At 67.0% G+C, this 18,130-nt stretch carries 16 protein-coding genes and 1 pseudogene; 14 read left to right on the top strand and 3 right to left on the bottom strand.

Annotated elements, in window-relative coordinates:
• The gene (locus R3F42_14295; GenBank protein MEZ5543188.1) at positions 1–438 is read right to left on the bottom strand and encodes a rhodanese-like domain-containing protein; all 438 of its coding nucleotides are present in this window, start codon (positions 436–438) and stop codon (positions 1–3) included.
• Positions 439–715: 277 nt separating this feature from the next.
• On the opposite strand from R3F42_14295, the gene R3F42_14290 reads away from it, so the two are divergent.
• From R3F42_14290 to R3F42_14230, 13 genes and pseudogenes are all read left to right on the top strand, one after another.
• Positions 716–1,660: an acetoin utilization protein AcuC gene (locus R3F42_14290; GenBank protein MEZ5543187.1), complete on the top strand. Its 945-nt coding sequence runs from the start codon at positions 716–718 to the stop codon at positions 1,658–1,660.
• Between the two features lie 105 nt (positions 1,661–1,765).
• The gene (gene glyA / locus R3F42_14285) at positions 1,766–3,025 is read left to right on the top strand and encodes a serine hydroxymethyltransferase (protein MEZ5543186.1); all 1,260 of its coding nucleotides are present in this window, start codon (positions 1,766–1,768) and stop codon (positions 3,023–3,025) included.
• Between the two features lie 16 nt (positions 3,026–3,041).
• Positions 3,042–3,542 carry a transcriptional regulator NrdR gene (gene nrdR / locus R3F42_14280; protein ID MEZ5543185.1) on the top strand — a complete coding sequence of 167 codons (501 nt, stop codon included), beginning with the start codon at positions 3,042–3,044 and terminating at the stop codon, positions 3,540–3,542.
• 26 nt (positions 3,543–3,568) lie between these two features.
• A complete protein-coding gene (gene ribD / locus R3F42_14275; GenBank protein MEZ5543184.1) occupies positions 3,569–4,672 on the top strand; it encodes a bifunctional diaminohydroxyphosphoribosylaminopyrimidine deaminase/5-amino-6-(5-phosphoribosylamino)uracil reductase RibD in 1,104 nt (367 codons plus the stop codon).
• Positions 4,673–4,924: 252 nt separating this feature from the next.
• The gene (locus tag R3F42_14270) at positions 4,925–5,605 is read left to right on the top strand and encodes a riboflavin synthase (protein MEZ5543183.1); all 681 of its coding nucleotides are present in this window, start codon (positions 4,925–4,927) and stop codon (positions 5,603–5,605) included.
• A 114-nt stretch (positions 5,606–5,719) separates the two neighbouring features.
• Positions 5,720–6,823 (top strand): bifunctional 3,4-dihydroxy-2-butanone-4-phosphate synthase/GTP cyclohydrolase II, encoded by a 1,104-nt coding sequence (gene ribBA / locus R3F42_14265; protein ID MEZ5543182.1) that lies wholly within the window; start codon positions 5,720–5,722, stop codon positions 6,821–6,823.
• 31 nt (positions 6,824–6,854) lie between these two features.
• A complete protein-coding gene (ribE, locus tag R3F42_14260) occupies positions 6,855–7,331 on the top strand; it encodes a 6,7-dimethyl-8-ribityllumazine synthase (protein MEZ5543181.1) in 477 nt (158 codons plus the stop codon).
• 12 nt (positions 7,332–7,343) lie between these two features.
• Complete coding sequence (gene nusB, locus R3F42_14255; GenBank protein MEZ5543180.1) at positions 7,344–7,787, top strand: transcription antitermination factor NusB; 444 nt, start codon at positions 7,344–7,346, stop codon at positions 7,785–7,787.
• Positions 7,788–7,799: 12 nt separating this feature from the next.
• Positions 7,800–8,237, top strand: a pseudogene (locus R3F42_14250) (AIR synthase related protein).
• Positions 8,238–8,762: 525 nt separating this feature from the next.
• Positions 8,763–9,248: a phosphatidylglycerophosphatase A gene (locus R3F42_14245; protein ID MEZ5543179.1), complete on the top strand. Its 486-nt coding sequence runs from the start codon at positions 8,763–8,765 to the stop codon at positions 9,246–9,248.
• Positions 9,249–9,453: 205 nt separating this feature from the next.
• Positions 9,454–9,936 carry a four-helix bundle copper-binding protein gene (locus R3F42_14240; GenBank protein MEZ5543178.1) on the top strand — a complete coding sequence of 161 codons (483 nt, stop codon included), beginning with the start codon at positions 9,454–9,456 and terminating at the stop codon, positions 9,934–9,936.
• 63 nt (positions 9,937–9,999) lie between these two features.
• Positions 10,000–10,881, top strand: coding sequence for a polyphosphate kinase 2 family protein (locus R3F42_14235; GenBank protein ID MEZ5543177.1), 882 nt, complete (start codon positions 10,000–10,002; stop codon positions 10,879–10,881).
• Between the two features lie 491 nt (positions 10,882–11,372).
• Complete coding sequence (locus R3F42_14230; GenBank protein ID MEZ5543176.1) at positions 11,373–11,957, top strand: hypothetical protein; 585 nt, start codon at positions 11,373–11,375, stop codon at positions 11,955–11,957.
• Between the two features lie 177 nt (positions 11,958–12,134).
• On the opposite strand, the gene R3F42_14225 is transcribed toward R3F42_14230, so the two are convergent.
• Positions 12,135–12,275 (bottom strand): hypothetical protein, encoded by a 141-nt coding sequence (locus tag R3F42_14225; GenBank protein ID MEZ5543175.1) that lies wholly within the window; start codon positions 12,273–12,275, stop codon positions 12,135–12,137.
• Positions 12,276–12,567: 292 nt separating this feature from the next.
• Here R3F42_14225 and R3F42_14220 point away from each other — a divergent pair, with 292 nt between their 5' ends.
• Positions 12,568–17,346, top strand: a complete 4,779-nt coding sequence (locus R3F42_14220) for an acyl-CoA dehydratase activase-related protein (protein ID MEZ5543174.1) — start codon at positions 12,568–12,570, stop codon at positions 17,344–17,346.
• 58 nt (positions 17,347–17,404) lie between these two features.
• On the opposite strand, the gene R3F42_14215 is transcribed toward R3F42_14220, so the two are convergent.
• Positions 17,405–18,112 carry a type 1 glutamine amidotransferase gene (locus R3F42_14215; GenBank protein MEZ5543173.1) on the bottom strand — a complete coding sequence of 236 codons (708 nt, stop codon included), beginning with the start codon at positions 18,110–18,112 and terminating at the stop codon, positions 17,405–17,407.
• Between the last annotated feature and the right edge of the window lie 18 nt (positions 18,113–18,130).

The raw sequence follows: 18,130 nt of genomic DNA, 5'->3' as shown, positions 1-18,130 counted from the left end.
TCATCTGACCAGAGGATACTGTTGCCTGCGCCACTCCTCGACGCCGTTGCGGTACCAGTAAACACGGGTGTAGCCGCAAGCGCGGGCGATGCGGGCGGCGTGGGCCGAGCGTGCGCAGCGCACCCCGTTGCAGTAGAACAGCACCGGGCGGTCGAGTGCGGGCACCCGGATGGCGAGCGTCGCGCAGTCGGTTTCGTTATCCGGCAGGCTGATCGAGCCTTCGATATAGCCGTCCTTGCGGTCGTCGCGGATGCGGGCATCGATCAGCACGACCTCCGGTGCGCGCATCACCAGTTCGATGAGGCCGTCGGCGTCGACCGTGTGGATGCCTTCGATCCGCTCGGGGCTGATGTAAGGCGTCGCGTCCGCCACGCCCGCGGCCTGGGCGAGCACGCCCAGCAGGCAGATCAGGAGCGGTTGCCGGTGCAATCCGGTCATGGCGGGGGTTCCCGGGTCGTCTCAGGGGCATGACCTTCCGGCCAGGGCGTGCAAATGTCAACCGCGCCCGGCAAGCGGACAGGGCAGGCGTGCCGGGCGGATTGTTATGTGAATTGTGAGAAAAAGACTTTATCTATATGTGTAAAATGAATTTATTTATGAATCATCGCCGTCCAGGCCCCGCCGAACCGCGCCGCGCGGGTGCCGTACACAGACCGGGGGAGCGGTACCGTCCCGCCTGGCGGCACGCGGCCGGCGACTGCTAGGATGGGATGCCATGGCGGCTACGTGCATCTATATAGGACCCGAGCTGGCGCGCTACGGCTTCGGCCGGGGTCATCCGTTCGGTCCCGACCGGCTCGACGCCTTCTGGCAGCATGCCCGGTCACTGGGGCTGGACCGCAGGGTCAGCGTGCGTGCGCCGGTGGCGGCGACCCGCGCGGCCCTGGAGCGGTTTCATACCCATGCCTATGTCGAGCGCGTGATCCGGCAGTCGGCCACGGGTGAGGGGTTTCTCGACTATGGCGACACCCCGGCCTTCCCCGGCGTCCATGAAGCTGCCTGCTTCGTGGTCGGCAGCGTCCTGGATGGCATAGAACGCCTGCTGGACGGCAGCTGCCGCCGCGTGTTCGTGCCGATAGCCGGTCTGCATCACGCGCGGCGCGAGGGGGCCGCCGGCTTCTGTGTCTACAACGATTGCGGGATCGCGATCGAGACCCTGCGCCGGGAGCACGCGATCCGGCGCGTGGCCTACGTCGATATCGATGCCCATCACGGGGACGGCGTGTTCTACGGCTTCGAGGACGATCCCGACCTGTGCTACGCCGACCTGCACGAGGACGGCCGCTATCTCTATCCGGGCAGCGGTGCCGCCGCGGAGACCGGCACCGGCGCCGCCGTCGGCACCAAGCTGAACATCCCGCTGCCGCCGGGCGCCGGCGATGATGCGTTTCATGCGGCCTGGCAGCGCGTGGAAGACCACCTCGCGGCGACGCCCCCGGAATTCATCCTGTTCCAGTGCGGTGCGGACAGCATTGCCGGCGATCCGCTCACCCACCTTGGCTTAACGCCCGCCGCGCACCGGCACGCAGCGGCACGGCTGTGCGTGCTCGCCGATCGTTATTGCCAGGGACGCGTGCTGGCGATGGGCGGCGGCGGCTACAACCGCACCAGCCTGGCGCAGGCGTGGAGCGCGGTGGTGGAGGCCTTTGTCGCCAGCTGACCGGAGCGGACGCGTGGATTCGTTAGCCAGGCCGCGCGTTATCGGCTATCATCCCCGTCCAGCCGGTACCCGGCTAATTCTCACCACTTCATAGAGTTATCCCCTATGTTTGACAAGGACATGCGCATTGCCGGTTACGACGACGAGCTGTGGGCCGCCATCGAGGGCGAACGCCGGCGCCAGGAAGACCACATCGAGCTGATCGCCTCGGAAAACTATGCCAGCCCGCGGGTGCTGGAAGCGCAGGGGTCGGTGCTGACCAACAAGTATGCCGAGGGTTATCCGGGCAAGCGCTATTACGGCGGTTGTGAATACGTGGACGTCGCCGAGCAGCTCGCCATCGACCGTGCCAAGGCGCTGTTCCAGGCCGACTACGCCAACGTGCAGCCGCACTCCGGTTCGCAGGCCAATGCCGCGGTGTATCTCGCACTGCTCGCCCCGGGCGATACCATCCTCGGCATGAGTCTCGACGCCGGCGGCCACCTGACCCACGGCGCGAAGGTGAATTTCTCCGGCAAGCTGTTCAATGCCGTGCAGTACGGCCTGGATCCCGCGACCGGTGCGATCGACTACGATCAGGTCGAGGCGCTCGCGAAGGCGCACAAGCCCAAGATGGTGGTGGCGGGCTTCTCCGCCTATTCGCTCAAGGTCGACTGGCAGCGTTTCCGCGACATCGCCGACAGCGTGGGTGCGTGGCTGTTCGTGGACATGGCGCACGTGGCCGGCCTGATCGCCGCCGGTCTGTATCCCAGCCCGGTGAACATCGCCGACATCACCACCACCACGACCCACAAGACCCTGCGCGGTCCGCGCGGCGGACTGATCCTCGCGCGCGCCAACGAGGCGATCGAGAAGAAGCTCAACTCGCTGGTCTTCCCGGGCACGCAGGGCGGCCCGCTGATGCACGTGATCGCGGCCAAGGCCGTGGCCCTGAAGGAGGCGATGGAGCCGGCGTTCCGCGTCTACCAGCAGCAGGTGCTGGACAATGCGCGCGTCATGGCGGGCGTGATGATGGAGCGCGGCTACAAGGTGGTCTCCGGTGGTACCGACGATCACCTGTTCCTGGTCGATCTGGTCGACAAGGGGCTGACCGGCAAGGCGGCGGACGCGGCGCTCGGTGCGGCGCATATCACCGTCAACAAGAACGCCGTGCCGAACGATCCGCAGTCGCCGTTCGTCACCAGCGGCATCCGTGTCGGCACCCCGGCCATGACCACGCGCGGCATGGGCGAGGCCGAGGCGCGCGCGCTGGCGGGTCTCATGTGCGACGTGCTCGACGACCTCGATAATCCGGCCGTGATCGAGGCCGTGCGCGGCAAGGTGCTCGCGCTGTGCAAACGCTTCCCTGTCTACGGCGGTAACTGATCGCGGGGCGCGGACCATGTACTGCCCGTTCTGCGGAAAACAGGATACCAAGGTGATCGATTCGCGGCTGGCGGGCGAGGGCGCGCAGGTCCGGCGCCGGCGCGAATGCCTGGACTGCGGCGAGCGTTTCACCACCTTCGAATTCGCCGAGCTGGTGATGCCGCGCATCATCAAGAGCAACGGCGCGCGCGAGCCGTTCGACGAGAAGAAACTGATCAGCGGCATGATGCGCGCGCTGGAAAAGCGCCCGGTCGATTCCGACAGTGTGAGCGCCGCGATCAGCCGCCTGCAGCACCGGCTGCGCGCCAGCGGCGAGCGCGAGATCCCCTCGCGCATGCTCGGCGAGTGGGTCATGAACGAGCTGCGGCTGCTCGACCAGGTGGCCTATGTCCGCTTCGCCTCCGTCTATCGCAGCTTCGAGGACGTGAACGCGTTCCGCGAGGAGATCGAGCGCCTGGAGAACGAGCCGACCGCGCAGGAGCGCAAGGACCAGATCCCGTTGCTGCCGGAAGACTGAGCGTCAGGCCGGCACCGATTCCGCCCATGTCCGCCGCATCCGATCATCTGTACATGGCGCGCGCCCTGCAACTGGCGCGCCGCGGTCTGTTCACCACCGATCCGAACCCGCGTGTGGGTTGCGTGCTGGTGCGGGACGATACGGTCGTCGGCGAGGGCTGGCACGAAGTCGCCGGCGGCCCGCATGCCGAGATCAACGCCCTGGCGGCGGCCGGTACCGCCGCGCAGGGTGCCACCGCCTACGTGACGCTGGAACCGTGCTGTCATCACGGCCGCACGCCGCCATGCAGCGAGGCGTTGATCCAGGCGGGGGTGGCGCGCGTGGTCGCGGCCATGCCGGACCCGAATCCGCAGGTCGCCGGCAAGGGGCTGGCGGCGCTGGCCGCCGCCGGGATCGAGGTGCATTCCGGTATCCTGGAAACGGACGCGGAACGGCTCAACTGCGGCTTCGTCAAACGCATGCGCACGCGCCTGCCGTGGATCCGCGTCAAGCTGGCCATGAGCCTGGACGGCCGTACCGCCCTGGCCAGCGGCGAAAGCCGCTGGATTACCGGCGAGCATGCCCGCGCCGACGTCCAGCGGCTCCGGGCGCGCAGTTCCGCGTTGCTGACCGGCATCGCCACCGTCCTGGCGGACGATCCCGCGCTGAACGTGCGGCTGGATGCGGAGACGGGCGCGGTGCGCCAGCCGCTGCGCGTCGTGCTCGACAGCCGGCTGCGCATGCCCACCACCGCGCGCATGCTCGGGCTGCCCGGCATGACGTATGTGCTGACCACGGAGAGCGACATGCGCCGCATCGAACGGCTCACCGGAGACACGACCAGCGTGGTCGTGCTGCCGATGCGCCGCGACAAGCGGCTCAACCTGGACGCGGTCATGCATTTCCTGGCCGAGCAGGGCTGTAACGAAGTGCACGTGGAGGCCGGTCCGACACTGTCCGGCGCCCTGCTGCAGGCGGGACTGGTCGACGAGCTGGTGATCTACCTGGCGCCGCATCTGCTCGGCGACAGCGCGCGCGGCCTGTTCACGCTGCCGGGCCTGGAGCACATGGACCAGCGTATCGGGCTGGCGATAAGCGATATCCGTGCTGTCGGCACCGACTGGCGGCTCACGGCGACGGTGCAGGGCTAGCGGCGGAAGCCGGTTTGCCACAGAGGGCAGAGAGGACACAGAGCAACTATGCATGTGAACGCTCATACCCTAACGCGAGGGGTTTGCGGATGCCCTGCGCGGGGACGCTGATCCCGGCTTTCTGAAGCATCTGTAGGAGCGCGTAGCATGCGCGAATACGGTCCGCTCCGGCAGCGCCATGCCAGTCGTGTGGGATCAATGGGCTTAATCAGTGAGCGCTGTGCCCTGCGCGGCGGAGATAAAAATCGAAGCATGTTTACAGGCATCATACAGGCGGTAGGCAAGATCGCGGCGCTCGAGCGGCGCGGCGGCGATGTGCGCATCGCGATCCAGGCCGGCAAGCTGCCGCTGGCCGGGGTCGGGCTCGGGGACAGTATCGCGGTCAGCGGTGTCTGCCTCACCGTGGTGGAAAAGGACGCGCAGTCGTTCCAGGCCGACGTCTCGGGCGAGACGCTCGGGCTCACCACGCTCGGGGAACTTGCGCCCGGGAGCACCGTCAACCTGGAGCTGGCGCTGACCCTGGCGACCCGCCTCGGCGGCCACCTGGTCAGCGGTCACGTGGATGGCATCGGCACGGTCACGGACCGGCACGAGGACAGCCGCTCGGTGCGCTTCACCGTCCGTGCCCCGGACGCGCTGGCGCGCTACATCGCGGTCAAGGGTTCGATCTGCGTGGATGGCGTCAGCCTGACGGTGAACGCGGTCGAGGGCGCGGCGTTCGAGCTCAACATCGTGCCGCACACGCTGGCCGAGACCACGCTGCAGGCCTACCGACCCGGGCGGCGGGTCAACCTGGAGGTCGACCTGATCGCCCGCTACCTGGAACGTCTGTTGCTGGGTGATGCAGCTGCCCGCCCGGGCGGTGCGGGGGTGACGCGGGAGTTGCTCGCGGCGCACGGCTTCACCGGGCGGCACGACGGCAGTGACATCTGAGCAGGGCGCCGGACCGCTGCCGTCGCGGCAGGTTGCGCGAGGCGTGCCGTCGGCTCCCGTTTCGTGGATAATACGTTGATGGATGTACATCAGGAAAATCAGCAAGCTGCACATATGTCTTTAAACAGTATCGAAGAGATCGTCGCGGACATTCGCGCCGGCCGCATGGTCGTGCTGCTGGATGACGAAGACCGCGAGAACGAGGGTGACCTGGTGATGGCTGCCGAGAAGGTGCGGCCCGAGGACATCAATTTCATGGCCAGTCACGGGCGCGGGTTGATCTGCCTGACGCTCACGCGCGAGCGTTGCGAACAGCTGGCGCTGCCGCTGATGGTGCAGCGCAACGAATCCCAGCACGCCACCAATTTCACCCTGTCCATCGAGGCCGCCGAAGGCGTGACCACGGGCATCTCCGCGCATGACCGCGCGCGCACCATCCTGGCCGCGACCGCGCGCGACGCGCGCCCGTCCGACATCGTCATGCCCGGTCATATCTTTCCGCTCATGGCCAAGCCGGGCGGGGTGCTGACGCGCGCCGGCCACACCGAGGCCGGTTGCGACCTGGCGCGGCTCGCCGGCCTGGAGCCTGCCGCGGTGATCGTCGAGATCCTGAAGGAGGACGGCAGCATGGCACGCCGTCCCGACCTGGAGATCTATGCCCGGCGGCACGGCCTCAAGATGGGGACCATCGAGGACCTGATCCGCTACCGTATCGAGAACGAAAAGACGGTGGAGCGGGTGGCGGTCAGCGAGCTGGCCACCGAGCACGGTGTGTTCCGCGCCTACGCCTATCACGACTCCATCGACGACGCCGTGCATCTCGCCCTGGTCATGGGCGAGATCCGGCCGGACGCGCCGACCCTGGTGCGGGTGCACATGCAGAACACGCTGGGCGACCTGGTCGGGGCGCTGACCGAGGGCCACCACCTGTCACTGCGCCAGGCCCTGCAGCGCATCGCGCAGGAGGGCAGCGGGGTACTGGTCATCCTGCGCCAGAAAGAGGAAGCGCATGCGCTCGCGGAACAGGTCCGCGCGTATCATATGCCGCGCCCGGACGCGCCGCCGAGCGGCGGCAAGCCGGATGACCTGCGCACCTACGGAGTGGGCGCCCAGATCATCGCCGATGTCGGCGTGCAGAAAATGCGGGTGCTGAGCGCGCCGAAGAACCTGCACGGCATTGCCGGTTTCGGCCTGGAAGTCGTGGATTACGTCAAGTGAATTGATTGAGTTATTCAGCAAGGACAAAGACATGGGTGATATAACGGTGAAAGAGGGTGAGCTGGTGATCCGGGGCGCGCGCATCGTGCTGCTGGTCTCGCGCTTCAACGCGTTCGTGGTGGAAAGCCTGGTGGCCGGTGCGCTGGACACGCTCCGGCGGCACGGTGCCGACGAGCGCGACCTGCAGATCGTCCGCGTGCCCGGCGCCTACGAGATGCCGATCGCCGCCCAGCGGCTGGCCGCATCCAAGCGCTACGATGCCATCATCGCCTTGGGCGCGGTGATCCGCGGCGGCACGCCGCATTTCGAGTACGTCGCCGGCGAGTGCACCAAGGGCCTCTCGGCAGTATCGCTCAAGTACGACATCCCGATCGCCTTCGGCGTGCTGACCGTCGACACCATCGAACAGGCCATCGAGCGCGCCGGCACCAAGGCGGGCAACAAGGGCGCGGAGGCGGCCCTGTCGACGATCGAGATGATCAACCTGCTCCGCAACCTCGATAGCTAGGTCCCGTATCCCATGACCCCGTCTCCCCACGCCCGTGCCCGTGCACGCCGCTATGCCATGCAGGCCCTCTACCAGTGGGACATGTCGGGTACCGCGACGCACGACATCCGCAATCAGTTCCTGGAGACGGAGGACTTCTCGAACACCGACCGCGAGTATTTCGTCGAGTTGTTCAATAATATTACAAAACTCGTTGAAGATATTGATAATAATCTGGCGCAGCATCTCGACATACCGTTGCCGCGGCTGGACCCGGTGGAACGCGCCATCCTGCGCATCGGGACCTACGAGCTGCTGCACCGCCTGGACATTCCGTACCGGGTGGTGATCAACGAGGCCGTCCAGCTCGCCAAGAAATTCGGAGCCGAGCAGGGTCATACCTTCGTCAACGGGGTGCTGGACAAGGCGGCGCATGTCCTGCGGGCGACCGAGTACAACCGCCACGCCCGGGCCTAGTGTGCGGGACCCATGTCCGGCGACGAGTTCGACATCATCCGCCAGCATTTCACCCGCCAGCCGGTCGGGCGCGAGGACGTCCTGCTGGGCGTGGGCGATGACGCCGCGCTGCTGCTGGTGCCGGCCGGGGCGGAACTGGTCGTGTGCATGGATACGCTGGTCGCCGGCGTGCACTTCGACAACGCCACACCGGCGGCCGCCATCGGCCACAAGGCGCTGGCCGTCAACCTCAGCGATCTCGCGGCCATGGGGGCGGAGCCGGCCTGGGCCACGCTGGCACTGACCGTGCCGGAATACCATCCCGTCTGGCTGGCCGACTTCGCGCGCGGTTTCTTCGCCCTGGCGGACCACTACCATGTGCAGCTCGTGGGGGGTGACACCACGCGCGGGCCGCTGTCGGTCACGGTACAGGCGCACGGATTCATCCGCCAGGGCCGGGCACTGCGCCGCAGCGGTGCGCAGCCCGGTGACCGGGTCTACGTGACCGGGACGCCGGGGATGCCGGTCTTGCCCTGCAGCTGCGCGAGGCCGCCGGGGCGGACCTGCGCCGGCGGCTCGATTACCCGCAGCCGCGGCTCGAGGCCGGACTGGCGCTGCGCCGCTACGCCAGTGCCGCGATCGACGTCTCGGACGGCCTGCTCGCCGACCTGGGACACCTGCTGGAGGGCGACAACCTCGGCGCCGCCATCGACATCGATGCCCTGCCGCACTCGGCCGCCTTCCGCGCGGCCATCGATCAGCCCGGGCCGGGGCCGCACCCGCCGTATTACGAGCTGCCGCTCAGCGCCGGCGACGATTACGAACTCTGCTTCACCGTACCCGTGCAGCATTGCACAGCGGTGGAGGAGCGGCTCGGCGGCATGCGCTGCGGCTGCACGGCCATCGGCGTCATCGAGGCGGAGCCCGGCATCCGCTGCCATACCCGCGACGGTCGCGCGTATCAGCCGGCCGCCCGCGGCTACGTGCACTTCGGCAATGCCTGAGCGGCCGTCGCCAGCCCTGCTGCGCCACCCGCTGGACCTGCTGGCCCTGGGTTTCGGCAGCGGCCTGCTGCCGAAGGCGCCCGGCACCGCCGGTACCGCGGTCGGCATACCCTGCTACCTGCTGCTGCAGCCGCTGGCCCCGGCCTGGTATCTCGTCGTGACCGCCGCGCTGTTCGCGCTCGGCGTGGCGGCCTGCGCGCATGCCGCGCGCGGCCTCGGCGTGCACGATCATCCCGCCATCGTGTGGGACGAGATCGTCGGCTATCTGGTCACCATGACGCTGGCCCCGGCCGGCTGGCAGTGGATCGCCGTCGGCTTCGTGCTGTTCCGCCTGTTCGACATCCTCAAGCCCTGGCCGATCCGCTGGTTCGACCGGCGCGTGCACGGCGGCCTCGGCATCATGCTCGACGACCTGGTCGCCGGGCTGTGCGCCGCGGGTGTTCTGCAGCTCCTGGTGCGGTATGTGCCGGGCGCGTGAGGCCCGGGTCGCTGCTGCGCGGGGCTGAATATTAAAGATGGCAACCGCGCGGCCGTCACCGGCTGGCAGGCGCGGCACCGCGCGCCACTTGCGGCGGTGGCGCGGGGCGGGTCTGTCTTGCAGGCGCGAAAGGGTGCTATTTTAGGACAGCGAATTTCACTTTCGGGGCGCACGGTGTGCCCCGGCCAACTGGGGGATCAACAGCATGTCTACGCAGCATACGAACAACGAGCAGCGAACGGGGAATGTCGGCCTGAGCCGGCGCGAACTGCTGACGGGACTGGGCGCGGCAGCCGCGCTGGCCGGCAGCGGCGCTGCAGTGGCCGCGATGCCGGGCCACGATCACAGCATGCACAGTGCGCAGCAGCCGGACGTGCTGGCCGCCACCAACGAATGCCTCGACAAGGGCCGGCGCTGCATCGCGCACTGCCTGGTCAGTTTCCGGGAAGGCGATACCTCGCTGGCGCAGTGCGCCTCGAAAGTGCACGAGATGGAGGCCGTCTGTGCGGGCTTTGCCTATCTGCTGGCGGCGAATTCCTCTTACCTCAAGGCCTACGCCGATGTCTGTGCGCAGGTCTGCAAGGACTGCGAGACGGAATGCCGGAAGCACGAGGAGCACATCGAGTGCAAGGCCTGCGGCGACGCCTGTGCCGAACTGGTGGACCAGATCAAACTGCACCTGGCCTGATCCGGTGTCTCGAACTGCCGCCTGCCGCAGCGTTCCGCCGCGGCAGGCGCGGAGTGAATGACGATGACCGCCACGCCCGCAACCCATATCGAGAGTCCCTGGCTGGTGCCGTTCGATGCCGGCTTCCGGGTGGCGCAGGCCCCGACGCGCCACGCGGAGGCGCCGGATAAGAAGACCTGCAAGAAGCGGCTGGGCGCGTTGATCAAGGAAATGGGCGAGCTGCAGCGTCGGCTCTACGCCGAAGACCGGCGTGCCGTGCTGCTGGTGTTCCAGGCCATGGATGCCGCGGGCAAGGACAGCACCATACGGGCATCGCTCGGCGGTGTCGATCCGGCCGGCTTCCAGGTGTATTCCTTCAAGCAGCCTTCGGCGGAGGAACTCGACCACGATTTCCTCTGGCGCACGGCGCAGCGCCTGCCGCAGCGCGGGCGCATCGGCGTGTTCAACCGCAGCTACTACGAGGAGGTGCTGGTGGTGCGCGTGCATCCCGAGTACCTGGCCGGGCAGAAGCTGCCGGGCAGTATCGACCACGACCGGCTCTGGCAGGAACGTTACGAGTCGATCCGCGATCACGAAAAGCACCTGGCGCGCAACGGGACCGTGATCATCAAGTTCTGGCTCAACGTCTCGCGCGAGGAGCAGCGCAAGCGCTTCCTCTCCAGACTGGAAGAACCCGAGAAGAACTGGAAATTTTCCAGCGGCGATGTCGCCGAGCGCGCGCATTGGGGCAGCTACATGCAGGCCTACGAGGCTGCGCTCAACGCCACCTCGCGACCCTGGGCGCCGTGGTACGCCATCCCGGCCGACCACAAGCCCTACCTGCGCCTGTGCGTGGCCGAGACCATCGTGGAGACACTGCGCGGGCTCGATCCGCGCTACCCGGAAGTGGGCGCTGCCGAGCAACAGGAATTTTCCGGCATGCGCGAGCTGCTGGGGCGCGATTGAGCACGACGCGCCGGGCCTGGTGTCGCGGCGTGAATTTCCGAGTGCGGCTGCGGTCAGCCGTTCCACACTATCTCATCATTCCGCACGGTCGTGACCACGGCGGTTTCTGCGTCTGGCATGGTGCGGTGCGCGTAGTGTAGCCGCGGCTGTATCAGTGAGCCGCAACACCAGGTGTCAGACTCGCCCGGTCCCGCAGGATTGCAGCCAGCGACGCGGCTCGCGTGGAACGACGGGATAGATCTTATTCACTGCAAGTCGCTGGGGTTCCCCGTTGCAACATGGTTTTGCGTCGCGCCGCATGTGTGCTGCCGGTATGGCGGATGGAGCGGATTGCGCGTGCATTCGAGCCGGGCAGGGCGCCGGGCGGGGCGCGGACCGGCCCGACGCCTGTACCTAAGGACAATGTACAGGACCGCGGATTCCACATAGTCTGTGCGCAAGACTGCAGTACCAGGCAGAACCGACTCGATAACAATAAGGGGAAATCAGGAATGGACAAATCACGCTTGTTTGGCAGACTTTGCGCCGGTATCGGTTTCATGCTGGCATGCGCCGCATCACAGGCGCAGACCGTCGCCATCGACCCGGTCAGCGTTGCGGCGCCAACGGGAGACACGATCGGTATCAGCATCACGGGCAGCGACTTCGAGATGGTGGACGGCGCGTTCGATCTCAGCTGGGATGCGTCCGTGCTTTCCTACAACGGCGACTTCGCCTTCGCTGCGGGGCTGACGGAGCGCGATGCCTTTTTCGATACGATCGACTACGTCGCGCCGGGGCTGTTGACCATAGGCTGGACCACCGGTTTCGGGCCTGCGATGGTTTTCGGCGCCACGCCGCGAGCCATCGGTTCGCTGAGCTTCACCCTGATCGGTGACCCGGGCAGCGTTTCGCCGCTGACCCTGAGCGACAATCTGTTCCTGTCGTTCCTGGACGGCAGTTTCAGCCCGATTGCGATGAACTACGTGAACGGATCCGCGGCGGTCAATCCGGTGCCGGTTCCCGCCGCCCTCTGGCTGTTCGCATCCGGCGCGCTCGGCCTGGCGGGAGTGGCCAGGCGCAGACGGCTGGCATAACGGGCACGATACTCCCGAACGGCGGCTGCGGCCGCCGTTTTCGTTGCTGCCGGTCATCCGTGCGTGGCGTTGCAACCATTGCGGGTAACACGGACTCTGTTGCATGTGGTTGCCGTGGCCGGCGGGTTGTCCCCGCCTGTGGCGGCGGCTGCAAACAGCCCGCAGCCGCACCGTGGGTCAGCGCTCGAAGCGCCGCGTGTCAACACGAGCGCAGCTGGCCACCGTGCCGTCGATGGCGGCCGTGGACTTGATCCGCTGCGCGGCCTTTGCGAACCAGGGATGGCGGGTCAACCCGGTGTGCGGCATGCCGGTGTGCACACGGCCCAGCCTGCAGCCGCCGCCGACCGCCATCGCGCCAATTCACCCTGCGTGTACGCAGGATTTCGATCATTGTCATTGATCCAGTCCGGTTTCCCTGAGAATTCAACTTAATCAGCCCGCCCAATGTCTGTAACATTGGCCCCGATCCCGGTGTGGCGGTAGGCGCTGCCGGGTGCGGCGCAAGTTGCGCTGCAGGCGTGCGATGCGCCAGGTGCGCTTGTGGCATGTCGCGGAGCCTGCCGACAAACCCCTGCCGGCAATACCCCTGATCACACAGACCCGAGTACGCATGGACATTACGGTAGATCAACACGCCCGGGACACTTCAGCCTGGCGCGAGCAGCCAGGGTCCGCCGATCTTTACATCGATGCCGGTGTCCGGCACCTCAGGCTGCGTGCCTGTAGCCGTGACGGGGTGGTGCTGTTCGATGACGTGGTGCCCAATAACAGGGATCTGCGAGAACTCGTTGCCGCCTATCACATCGGCGATCGCTTCGGCACGGGTGCCGCTGCGCGGGTGTTCATTACCGGTAAGCTGGCCGGGACGGTGCGCGACAGTCTCGGCGGCGGCAAGGTTGTCCTGCCAGCGGCCCTGTTCTGGCTGGCCGCGCGGGAACTGCTCGCCCGGTCTGAGAACAGTGCCGTCAACTCGCTGGCGATGCTCGACCTGTCGGCCTCGGGCTACCTGCTCGTCGGGATCGAGCGCAGCGGTGCGCTGAAGGACGACCTGCTGCTGCTCAATCCGCGCTGCGGCGCCGGTTCCGGTATCAATCTCGATCGTGTATTGCAGAAGCTGGCGCTGCAGCGCGAGGAGGTCGACCCGCTGCTCTCCGACTACCTGGGGGAGGCCGGCCGTGTGCGGCGCGAGGCGGTGAACGTACGCGCCGACCGCTGCGGTGTGTTCGCCTCGTCGGCCACCGTCTCGGACAAGAACCAGGGCATCCCGCTCGATGTCGCACTCGCCGCGACTCTCAAGTCGGAGGTGCTGAAGGCCTGCAGGAGACTGCCGCGGGGTTTCGACAAGGTCTGCCTGACCGGGCGCATCTTCCGCTGGCAGTACGCCAGGGACTGTGCCGCAGACCTGCTGCGCGAGCGCGGCGTGCAGGAAATCACGCACGACCCGGAGAATACGCAGGTGCTGGAGGCGTTGCGCAACATGGAGCAGCGCATCGGGGCCGCCAGTCTTGTCCAGCCCGATGCGCGCCTGCTTCAGCATGCCGAGCCGGAGGAATACCCTTCCTTCGTCGATCTGAAATCACGCTACGAGGCGAATGGGCGTTACCTGCGTCTCGCGGACGATGTGTTGCCGCCAAGCAGGCCGCAACGGCTCACGGAACATCCGGTCATCCTCGGTCTGGACGTGGGTTCCACCATGGCCAAGGCCGTGCTGGCCGATGCCGCAAGCGGCGAGAGCCTGTTCATGCGGGCCTGCAGCAATGCCGGCGATACCATCGAGACGGTGAAGCGGATCTTCCGCGAACTGCGCGCGGACGGGGTTGAGCAACTGGCGCTACGCGGCATCGGTATCACCGGTTCCGCGCGCTACCAGGTGCAGCAGGCGCTTGCGCGCATTTACCCCGCGCTGGAGGAGCGCATCTCGGTGCTGGTGGAGAACTACGCGCATGCGCGCGGTTCGATCGACCACGCCAGGCAGCACATCCGCCGCCTGCAGTCGCAGGGTATCACGGGCATCAACGAGCAGTTCTGTATCCTGATCGACATCGGCGGCGAGGATACCAAGATCTCGACTATCGCCCTTGAGCAGGCCGAGCTGTTCGACAACGCGATGAACCTGAAGTGTTCGGCGGGTACCGGCAGTCTGATGGACACGCTGGGCACGATGTTCGAGAGCGACAGCATCGCCGCGGCCTGCGAGCAGGCGTACCGGGCGCCGCGTTCCTTCGCCATCAACGCAACCTGCGCCGTGTTCCTGATGGAGAATGCCAGCCGCTTGCAGGCCCAGGGTGTGCCCCGGGCGGAGATCCTGGCCTCGGCGAACTGGGCCATCGTGGAAAACATGGCGCGTTCCTTGTGGAACCAGCTCGAGCTTCCCGGCAACGCGGTGGTGTTGCTGCACGGCCAGACCATGCTCTCGGAGCCGCTGCCGCTGGCCGTGACCCACCGCCTGCAGAGCTACCTGGGCAGTCCGGTGTATGCCCTGGTGCCTCCGAATCCCGGGCACCGCGCCTGCATCGGACTGATCCGGAACCTGCAGCAGGCCGCGCTGCCGGGTTTCGCGTATATCAGGCTCGGGGATTTTATCGATACCCACTTCGAGAAACACGTGATCGTCTGCAAGGGCGCCGCCTGCGGCGACCGGTCGGCCCGCTGCAACCGCTGCTCGCTCAGATGCCAGGGGACGGATGGCGGCAGGATCGCCTTCACCCTGGGTGGCTGCACCGCGATCAACGAGCTGCTGGGCCGGAAGGTAAAACACCTGGCACCGGTCAAACAGCCGCGCGACGCCTACCAGGAGATCTGGGACTTCATCGACATCCGTCATCCCCGCAGCGAGGATCCGCGCCGGCTGGTGATACCGCGCAGTTTCGTCGTCTCCGAGTGGGCCTATTTCCTGGCGCAAATCTTTGCAGGACTCGGCATCCCGGTGCATGTCGACACCGTCCGGGAGCAGGATATCCTCGATGCACAGCCCGATTTCAACATCGACAGCTGCGCGCCGCAGATCGGTGCCGTGGGCCAGTACCGGCGCCTGGCGCGCGCCCCGCACGGCATGATCCTGGTGCCGCAGATCGAAACCCTGCCCACCGATGGCAAGAGCCGCGGTCTTGCCTGTACCACCAACCAGGGCGGGGTGGCGGTGGCCATGAACCTCGCCAGCATGGCGAACCCGGCGGCACGCTTCCACTTGTTCCATCTCAACCTGGATCGCCTCGATGCCGGGTTTCTGTCCGCCCAGTTGCACGACCGGCTGGCGCCGGTGTTCCGTTGCTACGGCGTGGCGCCGTCGCCTGACGAACTGAGTACGCTCGTCGAGCGGGCGCTCGCCGACCACCGGCGGCTGCGTGCCGAGGTCGCCGATCTCGCCGCCGGTATGGCGGAGGAGGCGCTGGCGGAGGGGCGGCCGGTGGCGCTGGTGGTCGGACGCGAGTACATCCTCAACCCCGGTATCTACGACAGTCATATCCGTCGTCTGCTGCGCGACAAGCAGATGACCGTCATCCCGTCCTACGTGCTGGACATGGACCTGGACGAGGATTTCAGCCATATCTACTGGCGCAACCCGCATTTCATCGTGAGCCTGCTGAACGCGGTGGCGCACCGCAGTCTCCACCTGCGCCTGCGCCACGCGCGCCTGCGCGAGGTGTTTCGCCGCATCGAGACGGCATCCGCTGACAGCATGCTGCCGGTGGTGCAGGTCTCGACCTTCAGCTGCGGACCGGACAGCGTCACCGCGCACTACATCTCCGCGATCATGAAAATGCGGCCGTTCCTCTTGATCCAGTCCGATGCCGTCATCAAGGAACTCGCGCATCTCGAAAACCGCGTCAACACCTACGTGAAGCAGCTGGAGCAGGGCCTGCACGGCAGTCTGCAGGTCACCGGCGGCGAGGCCGGCTTCGAGATGCGCAAGATCGACAGCCTGTCCAGCCAGGCGCCGCTCAACCGCGAGACCGATGTCCTGTATTTCCCGACCCTGTCCGACAACCGGCCGCTGTGCGCCGTGCTGCGCGGCGCCGGTTTCACCTGCATCGACAACTACGACGACGACACCTATAACCTGCCGGAACTGGTCAAGCGCGGACGCCGGGCGGCGGGGGATGCGGTCTGTACCCCGCTGGCGAGCATGTATGCCGACCTGCTGCGTGCGCGGGAGGATTTTGTCCGGCGCAGCCAGGCCGGTGACCCGCGCGTGGCCGGTAAGCAACGCCTGCTGTTCTTCGACAGCCAGGGCGCTGGGCCATGCCGCCAGGGTCAATATCCCCACGTCCACAGGCTTCTCTACTACCAAGCGGCCAGGGTGGGGGACGGGGCGGCCGCGGACAATCCGGCCTGCAACGCGCTGCCGGGCGGGGGCATCATCCAGCTGTTGGTCGGCAAGGAGAACGAGGGTTACGACGCCGGGTTCGACGAGTGGGTGTTGCTGCGCGCCTACCAGGGGGTGATCCTGCAGGGGGTGCTGCACGGTTTGCTGTTCAGGGGCGGCGCGCTCTGCCGCGACTACGCGGAATACCGGCGCTTCCTCGCGGATTACCGCGCGCTCAAGCAGGAGATCTACCGACGGCTGGAATCCTTCCATGGCCCGGGGCCGACCGGCAGGCGCCTCTTGCAGACCGCCGGTGGCAAACTGGTGTTCGGCATGCCGCTCAGGTACCTGCTCTATCGCCTGCACGGCCGCGAGTTCAACGCGCCGCTGCGGCGTTTTGCCGATACCTGGATCGCATCACGCCCGCCACCCGCTGATCCCCTGAAGATCTGCATCACCGGCGAGGGCTACATGCGTGTGTCCCAGGCGGAGGACATCTTCAGGATCCTGCTGGCCACGGTCGGCTTCCGGCGTTTCAGCCTGGAACTCACGCCGCTGATGAGCTTCCTCGAATACCTGCTCGACGAGGCCGAGCTGAACAGCCGTGCCGCCATCGATGTCGCAGGTTCCGATGCCGCGGCCCTGGGCAGGGAAAAAACCCGGTTGCGGCGCATCCGGCTGCTCCGTGTCGTGCTGCGCCAGGTGCTCGCGCGGCCGCTCTATCGGGCGGCGCGGCTGGCGCGGCCGGGCGCCCGCGCCCGGCGGGTGGAGAACGCGCAGGTACGGCTGCCCCCCCAGCGGCCGCTGGGCGAACTGGCCCCCTACGTGGGCGAGGCACTGACCGAGCTGCGGCACGGCGTCGACGTGCTGCTGAACGTGGGACCGAACGGCTGCATGGTCTCATCCATGGGCGAGGTGCTGACACCCAGAATCGTGGAGGCGGCGGGCGCGGCCAAGGGCCGCATCCAGAACCTGTTCTCCGCCGACGGTGACGTTAACGAGGAGCTGCTGACCCTGGTGGTCCTGAAGGCGATGGGGCCGGAGCGCTTCTACAATGCACGGTTCGTCGCGCAGACCGCCTGAGGTGCAGGTCTGTTGCGGGCGTCCGGTGGTGCAGTGATGAAGTTCCCGGACTGTTCCGTCAGTCCTGCAGGGGCAGCAGCCAGCGCGTGTACAGGACATCAGCGACCTGCTGCGCGGCGCGGATGCGGACGTCGAGGTCGGCGCCCATCTGTGCCGCGCTCTGCACCGCCGGACCGGGCACCTCGAGTTCATGCCGGTACAGCTGTGCCCATTCGCCGACCATCGGCGCCAGCATCTCCACGTGACACTGCAGCGCCAGGGTGTTGCCGAGCACGAAGGCCTGGTTGGCGCAGTGTGCGCTTTCCAGGATGTGCTCGGCCTGCGGCGGGATGGAAAAGGTCTCGCCATGCCAGTGAAACAGCGTGACTGCATCAGGCACATCCTGCAGCCAGCGCTGTGCCGTCGCATTGTCGCGCCGCCTTACCGGATGCCAGCCGATTTCCTTCACCGGGTTGCGCGTGACCTCGCCGCCGAGCGCCTTGCTGATCAGCTGGCCGCCGAGGCAATGGCCGAGCACCGGCATGTCGACCGCCTGCGCCCGCCGGATCAGCTCCAGCTCCGCCGGGATCCAGGGCAGGGCATCGTTCACGCTCATGGTGCCGCCCATGAACACTAGGCCGGCGCAGCCGTCGATCGAGCCGGGAACGGCGGCGCCCGCATCGACCGCGATCAGTTCCCAGGGGATGCCATGCCGCTCCAGGACCCCGGCGAGGTAGCCCGGTCCCTCGCATTCGACGTGGCGGAATATATACAGGGGTTTCGGCATCGGTCGATGTAGGGTGAT

This window comes from Pseudomonadota bacterium, from assembly GCA_041395565.1.
Classification (GTDB): Bacteria; Pseudomonadota; Gammaproteobacteria; order UBA9214; family UBA9214; genus UBA9214.
The sequence above is the reverse complement of the archived record's forward strand: the minus strand, read 5'-3'. Positions and strand labels throughout refer to the sequence as shown.

What these genes read in the sequence shown, in the direction of transcription:
- R3F42_14295 (MEZ5543188.1), bottom strand. Translation starts at nt 438, where the DNA reads ATGACCGGATTGCACCGGCAACCGCTCCTGATCTGCCTGCTGGGCGTG.
- R3F42_14290 (MEZ5543187.1), top strand. Translation starts at nt 716, where the DNA reads ATGGCGGCTACGTGCATCTATATAGGACCCGAGCTGGCGCGCTACGGC.
- glyA (MEZ5543186.1), top strand. Translation starts at nt 1,766, where the DNA reads ATGTTTGACAAGGACATGCGCATTGCCGGTTACGACGACGAGCTGTGG.
- nrdR (MEZ5543185.1), top strand. Translation starts at nt 3,042, where the DNA reads ATGTACTGCCCGTTCTGCGGAAAACAGGATACCAAGGTGATCGATTCG.
- ribD (MEZ5543184.1), top strand. Translation starts at nt 3,569, where the DNA reads ATGTCCGCCGCATCCGATCATCTGTACATGGCGCGCGCCCTGCAACTG.
- R3F42_14270 (MEZ5543183.1), top strand. Translation starts at nt 4,925, where the DNA reads ATGTTTACAGGCATCATACAGGCGGTAGGCAAGATCGCGGCGCTCGAG.
- ribBA (MEZ5543182.1), top strand. Translation starts at nt 5,720, where the DNA reads ATGTCTTTAAACAGTATCGAAGAGATCGTCGCGGACATTCGCGCCGGC.
- ribE (MEZ5543181.1), top strand. Translation starts at nt 6,855, where the DNA reads ATGGGTGATATAACGGTGAAAGAGGGTGAGCTGGTGATCCGGGGCGCG.
- nusB (MEZ5543180.1), top strand. Translation starts at nt 7,344, where the DNA reads ATGACCCCGTCTCCCCACGCCCGTGCCCGTGCACGCCGCTATGCCATG.
- R3F42_14245 (MEZ5543179.1), top strand. Translation starts at nt 8,763, where the DNA reads ATGCCTGAGCGGCCGTCGCCAGCCCTGCTGCGCCACCCGCTGGACCTG.
- R3F42_14240 (MEZ5543178.1), top strand. Translation starts at nt 9,454, where the DNA reads ATGTCTACGCAGCATACGAACAACGAGCAGCGAACGGGGAATGTCGGC.
- R3F42_14235 (MEZ5543177.1), top strand. Translation starts at nt 10,000, where the DNA reads ATGACCGCCACGCCCGCAACCCATATCGAGAGTCCCTGGCTGGTGCCG.
- R3F42_14230 (MEZ5543176.1), top strand. Translation starts at nt 11,373, where the DNA reads ATGGACAAATCACGCTTGTTTGGCAGACTTTGCGCCGGTATCGGTTTC.
- R3F42_14220 (MEZ5543174.1), top strand. Translation starts at nt 12,568, where the DNA reads ATGGACATTACGGTAGATCAACACGCCCGGGACACTTCAGCCTGGCGC.
- R3F42_14215 (MEZ5543173.1), bottom strand. Translation starts at nt 18,112, where the DNA reads ATGCCGAAACCCCTGTATATATTCCGCCACGTCGAATGCGAGGGACCG.